Source organism: Pseudoalteromonas sp. AWM4_233 (genome assembly GCF_056158285.1).
In genome coordinates this window covers 1-5,793 of the sequence record NZ_JBSWSZ010000156.1, presented here as the reverse complement: position 1 = coordinate 5,793, position 5,793 = coordinate 1, and the positions used below count along the sequence as shown (strand labels likewise).

The 5,793-nt window shown below is 35.8% G+C and carries 6 protein-coding genes and 1 pseudogene; all 7 read right to left on the bottom strand.

What is annotated here, in order from left to right:
- Positions 1 to 321: 321 nt before the first annotated feature.
- Positions 322 to 675: a sodium:solute symporter family transporter gene (locus ACXAC4_RS28160; protein WP_475168694.1), complete on the bottom strand. Its 354-nt coding sequence runs from the start codon at positions 673 to 675 to the stop codon at positions 322 to 324.
- Between the two features lie 58 nt (positions 676 to 733).
- Positions 734 to 1,405, bottom strand: coding sequence for a myo-inosose-2 dehydratase (gene iolE, locus ACXAC4_RS28155; protein WP_475168698.1), 672 nt, complete (start codon positions 1,403 to 1,405; stop codon positions 734 to 736).
- A 44-nt stretch (positions 1,406 to 1,449) separates the two neighbouring features.
- Complete coding sequence (locus ACXAC4_RS28150; RefSeq protein WP_475168691.1) at positions 1,450 to 1,620, bottom strand: hypothetical protein; 171 nt, start codon at positions 1,618 to 1,620, stop codon at positions 1,450 to 1,452.
- 10 nt (positions 1,621 to 1,630) lie between these two features.
- A complete protein-coding gene (locus ACXAC4_RS28145) occupies positions 1,631 to 2,650 on the bottom strand; it encodes a Gfo/Idh/MocA family protein (RefSeq protein WP_475168688.1) in 1,020 nt (339 codons plus the stop codon).
- 16 nt (positions 2,651 to 2,666) lie between these two features.
- A complete protein-coding gene (gene iolD / locus ACXAC4_RS28140; protein WP_070657077.1) occupies positions 2,667 to 4,580 on the bottom strand; it encodes a 3D-(3,5/4)-trihydroxycyclohexane-1,2-dione acylhydrolase (decyclizing) in 1,914 nt (637 codons plus the stop codon).
- Positions 4,581 to 4,593: 13 nt separating this feature from the next.
- A complete protein-coding gene (locus ACXAC4_RS28135; protein ID WP_475168682.1) occupies positions 4,594 to 4,920 on the bottom strand; it encodes a PfkB family carbohydrate kinase in 327 nt (108 codons plus the stop codon).
- An 81-nt stretch (positions 4,921 to 5,001) separates the two neighbouring features.
- Positions 5,002 to 5,793 (bottom strand): annotated as a pseudogene (locus ACXAC4_RS28130) (diguanylate phosphodiesterase); the annotation flags it as partial.

Genomic DNA, 5,793 nt, shown 5'->3' with positions numbered 1-5,793 from the left:
AAGGTTAATGGCTTAATATAAAAAGTAGAACAGCACCTAAACATGACCAATCCTAAAAAAGGTATAGCAAGTCCGCCTATTATCAGTCCAATACCATATATAGAGTCACTGTGAGCACTTAAAGAAAGGCCGCCGATAAATAAATATATAATTCCCGAAAATACCTATAAATGTAGAAATTAATACAACAGCAGTCATATCGCTAACATTTAAAATTTCACCAATATTAAAAATTTTATTAAATACTAGAGCGCCTGAGTATAGTACAACTGGTAAAAATGACACAACATATGTAAATATGAATAGTAACGATACCAGTCTCTAAGTAAACGTATCAAATCTCATTTCAATAAAATCTGATATTGTGTCTACACCATATTTAAAATACCTTGGTAAAAACAAAAGTGCTAATATAACAATAGCTACTGCAGCAGTTACTTCCCACGCCATTACTTCCATACCTGCCATAAAACTTTGACCGTTTTGTCCTACTATTTGTTCAGTAGATAAGTTCGTCATGATAATTGTAGAAGCAATGGTAAAACCTGTTAGACTTCTACCACCCATGAAGTAGCCATCAGAATTTTTAGTATTGATTTTTCTACTTCTTAAAAACGCATATAAACCTATTAGTAGAACTACTGTAATAAATGAAATTATTGCAAACATACTCATGATAACTCTCTCCCCTTTTGGAGCTTAAATTACTCCCACCCTTATATATTGTTTGATTTTATTGAAATTGAGACATATATTCTTTTGCTTTTTTAGCGTAGATAAATGGATTTGCTATAGCTGGATCCTGTTCAGCTTCAACAACAATCCAACCACTATAACTTGACTGATATATAAGATTTAGAATAGGTTCAAAATCAATCACACCGTCACCAGGTACAGTGAACATACCTTTTCTAACGCCGTCTAAAAAACATTGATTACCTGTATCTACTGCCTCTTTAACTTCTTGTCTCACGTCTTTAAAGTGGATATGTTTAATCCTATCTTCATATTTATTAAAAATCTCTATAGGATTTTCTCCGGAAACTACAAGATGACCGGTATCAAATAAGAGAGAGACGTTATCTTTATTTGTTTGTTCCATTAATTTGTCTATTTCTTCTGTAGTTTGTATACCTGTTCCCATATGATGGTGATATACAATTTCCATACCTTTTTCTTGAGCAAGTTTTCCTAACTTTTCCAAACCATCTATTAACAAACCCCATTCTTTATCGTTGAAAATAGGCTTATCTTTAAACAATGCTTTATCTAACCTTCCTTGAATACTATTGCCTTGCTCAGATACTACAATTACTTTAGCTCCCATTTCACAAAGAAAGTCTCTATGTTTTATAAATGCTGTTTCTGTCACTTCATATGGTTTAGAAGTTAAATATAAACTAATCCATGCGCTTGCTACCGATAAACCACGTGGCTCAAGATAAGACTTTAGAACTTTTCAGGATCTCTTGGATATTTATTACCTATTTCTGTACCTTCGTATCCAGCTAACGCCATTTCACTAATACATTGTTCGAATGAATTGCTACTGCCTAATTCGGGCATATCATCATTCGTCCATGCGATTGGAGCACATGCGTAACGAATATTTCTAGTCATTCTTTTCACCTCATAACGTAATAACCTTCTTAGATTCGAAGGATGATTGCATAGCAATGGCTACCTCTGTATTTTTCAAACCGTCCACACCTGTAACAGAAGCTTTTTCTTTATTTCTTATTGATTGTACAAATGTATTTAATTCATTAATAAAAGCAAATCTAAATCTTTCAGGAAAATGACCTGATGTAGGCCTTACAACACCATTTTTATCATATAAAGTTACTAAATTTTTTTCTGGTGCGTTACCAATTCTTATCATGCCCTCTGTTCCTATTATTTCTGTTTCGACATGATAACCATGCTTGGCGTTTCTTCCTGCTAAAAAATATGCGATAGTGCCATCTTCTAATTCTGATAAACATGCACCAGTTTCTAGTTCTTCACATTCAGATAATTCAGGTGCTGCAATATTATTTCCTAGGGAATAAACCGTTTTAAATTCTGAACCGGTGAACCACCTTACTAAATCAATATCATGTATTGACATGTCTAAGAAGATACCGCCACTTGCACTATTTTTAGCAAATTGTATAAAACTATCTAACCCTACACTAGGATCAATACCATAACAACGCATTGCTGTAATCTTTCCTAAGCTTCCATTTTCCACTGCTTCTTTTGCATATAAATAAGATTCATCAAATCTACGCATAAATCCTAATTGAAATACTATATCTGGATTGTCATCTATTTTATCTACGACTTGTCTAATATTCTCTAACTCTAATCCGATTGGCTTTTCAGAGAAAACATGCAAACCTTTTTCAAGAGCTTGAGTAATTTGCACTGCATGAAACCCACTTGGAGAAACAATAACAACGGCGTCAAGTTGGTCATTATTTATCATTTCACTATAGGATTTATAACAATGTTGAACGCCTAATTTTTCTTTCGCGTATACTAGCTCTTCATCTACTACACTTGCGACTGCATATAATTCGGCATCATTAACATGATTTACAATATTTGATGCATGAACTTGACCTAATCTACCGAGACCCACTTGTCCTATTTTAATTTTTGTCATAGCTTTTCCACCCGCTTTAGTAATGTTTTGCGTTTTTCATTATTTTTTCTTTATTTGAAAATGCTTCTTGTATGGATGCTTTGTCACTATGCTCTGAAACACCTACATTCCAAAATGATTCATATCCATCTGTCATTGTTTTGGGCAATGTTTTAATTTCTATTAACGTAGATTTAGTTTCTTCTTTAGCTTGCTCAATCACTTCTGTCAGTGCTTTCACATCATTGATTTTATAAGATTTCGCGCCATAACCCTCAGCTACTTTTTGATAATCTATGTTTAATGGTTTACCACTAAAATCTGTGAATTCTGTGCAGAAACTATCGCTACCATTATCCATTTGTAAATTGTTAATACATCCAAAGCCACTGTTATCAAATAAAATAATATTAATTTTATAGTTATACTGGAGTGCAGTGATTAATTCAGAGTGCAGCATAAGGAAACTACCATCCCCTATTAGCGCATAGACTTCTTTATCAGGTTCTGCAATCTTAGCACCAACTGCTGCACCAATTTCATAACCCATAGTTGAGTAACCATATTCCATGTGATACGTATTGAAATCATCTGTTTCCCACAATCTTTCTAAATCGCCTGGCAAAGAACCTGCTGCTGCAACAATGATTGCATTTTTAGCTATTGTCCGATTTACTGCAATTAATGCATTTGTTTGTGGTAACTCAGTCTGTAATGCTTCTACGTATTGCTTAATCTTTACATGATCAAAATGATTGGCAATTTCAGGTGTATAATCCTCTACATTAATATTAATTTCTGCCAATCTAGCACGTTCACTGTTCCACTGTTGTTTAATACTATTAACGGCCTCAGTGATATCAAATTGATGTTCTCCTAGTGCGCTCATGAGTTTTGCCACAGACACTTTGGCGTCACCCACTACTTGTGTTGCATCTAACTTATATGCATCTACTCTATTGATATTAATATTGATCAATTGGGCAGTTTCAAAGTTAATAGCTGTCTTCGAACTCGTTGTAAAATCAGAATATCTTGTCCCAATTCCTACAATGACATCAGCATCTTTAGCATAAACATTCGCTGCTAAATTGCCTGTAACACCTAAACCGCCTAAATTTAATGGGTGAGAAGCTTCTATCGTTGATTTACCAGCTTGTGTTTCGGCCATAGGTATTTTATGCGCTTCAATGAGTTGTTTGATTTCAATGTGTGCTTCTGAATACTTAGCGCCACCTCCAACAATAACTAAAGGCTTTTTAGCTGCTTTTAACACTTCGCAAGCACGTTCAATCGCCCGCTCAGATGGTTCTAATCTATCGACATAATGTACACGTTTTTCAAAGAAAGTCTCTGGGAAATCGAATACTTCTCCTTGTACATCCTGACTCAACGCTAGTGTAACTGGTCCAGCCGTTTGCGGATTTGTCATAACTTCTAATGCTCTAATAAGTGCCGACATTATTTGCTCTGGTCGTGTTATACGGTCAAAATATCTAGATATTGGTTTAAGTGCATCATTTGTTGTTATCCCAATACTTTGAGGATTTTCTATTTGTTGTAATACTGGATCTGGTTGGCGTGATGCAAATGTATCACCCGGAAGGAATAACACTGGAATATGGTTGGCAGCCGCTGTGCCTGCTGCAGTCACAAGATTAGCTGAACCAGGTCCAACAGAAGTCGTTACTGCAAAAATTTTCTTCCTTAGACTTTGTTTACTGAAACCAATTGCAGCGTGTGCCATACCTTGTTCGTTTTTACCTTGAATCACTTTCAATTCATCTTGATATTTTGACAATCCTTCACCTATACCAAGTACGTTCCCATGGCCAAAGATATTCATTACACCTTCAACAAATCGTGTTTCTTCGCCATCAACGTAAATGTATTGCTGTGTTAAAAACTTAACGATTGCTTCACCTGTTGTTAATCTCACTGTATTGACCATTTTTACCACCACCTTAAGCTTGTTCTTTGATTAACTGTTCTATTTTTTCTACAGTTGGCATGGCTTCTGACGAACTATGACTACTAACAACAATTGCTGCAGATGCCGCGCCATATTGAAGTGCTTCCGCTACAGATTTACCTGTAACAAGTGCATAGATAAAGGCAGCTGCGTATGAATCACCTGCACCGAATGTTTTTACAACATTCGCTTTAAATGCTTTTCCTTCATATACTTCACCTGCTTTATCAAAAGCAAATGAGCCTTGTACGCCATGTTTGATCACTACTAAATTAGGATTTCTTGAGGTGCTGTTCGACCTTACCTGAGATAAAGCCATTTTTCCCTGGCAATTAGTGTTATTTCTTATGTGTAACCTACTCGTTCAGTTACGTATTGCTAAGGTTAACGACGGTTAGATTCACCTCTTACACAGCACCTCATCTTTATAAGCTTCTTGCTTTATACTTTGTGCGGCACTCTGAATATCTTCTTGTTTACTCTTTAAGAAATGCGCTAGACGATTGAAAGAAGGCGCAAGCTCTGCACCCAGCGCTTGTACCTTACCTGCGTTAAAGTCATTTTCTATGCTGTCGGTCACCTGGTTTTGAGTAATGTACATATCTACCGCATCAGCAACAGTCATACTGACATTACGATTTAAGCGTTTATAAATTGCTTTCATATAGAGGACAGGAATAAATGCGAGTAGGGCGGTGATAAGAAACATCATGATGACAGCTTGCTGTAGAAGTTGCGCCTGACTTTGTGCATTAATAATGAATTCAATTTTAATGTCTTTGGTCACATTCACAGCAAATTGCGGGCGAATAGCATTAATATTTGATTCGATAATTTCAGCGATAAAAGGTAATGGACTATGGGTATTAACGTTTAAAACTGTGTCACCATTAAAATCTCTAACAATGAAGGTTGAAAACACATTACCATTCGCCAGAGCCTGACGAATATGCTGAGGGGTGACCTCTGCCATGGTTTTTTCTTTTATATACTGAGTCACCATTACTTGTGCACTTTGCTGTGCTTTTGACACTGCTGAATCAAAGCTTGTCGCAAAGAAAAATACACCAACAAGTGAAAACAGAAGCCAAGAGATCAACTGCACAAATATAAGTTTTTTGAAGCCTGCCATTATTGTGTCAGGTGCTGTGTAAGAGGTGAATCTAACCGTCGTTAACCTTAGCAATACGTA

Coding starts and splice junctions, on each gene's coding strand:
- ACXAC4_RS28160 (WP_475168694.1), bottom strand. CDS start 675: ATGAGTATGTTTGCAATAATTTCATTTATTACAGTAGTTCTACTAATA.
- ACXAC4_RS28150 (WP_475168691.1), bottom strand. CDS start 1,620: ATGACTAGAAATATTCGTTACGCATGTGCTCCAATCGCATGGACGAAT.
- ACXAC4_RS28145 (WP_475168688.1), bottom strand. CDS start 2,650: ATGACAAAAATTAAAATAGGACAAGTGGGTCTCGGTAGATTAGGTCAA.
- iolD (WP_070657077.1), bottom strand. CDS start 4,580: ATGGTCAATACAGTGAGATTAACAACAGGTGAAGCAATCGTTAAGTTT.
- ACXAC4_RS28135 (WP_475168682.1), bottom strand. CDS start 4,920: ATGGCTTTATCTCAGGTAAGGTCGAACAGCACCTCAAGAAATCCTAAT.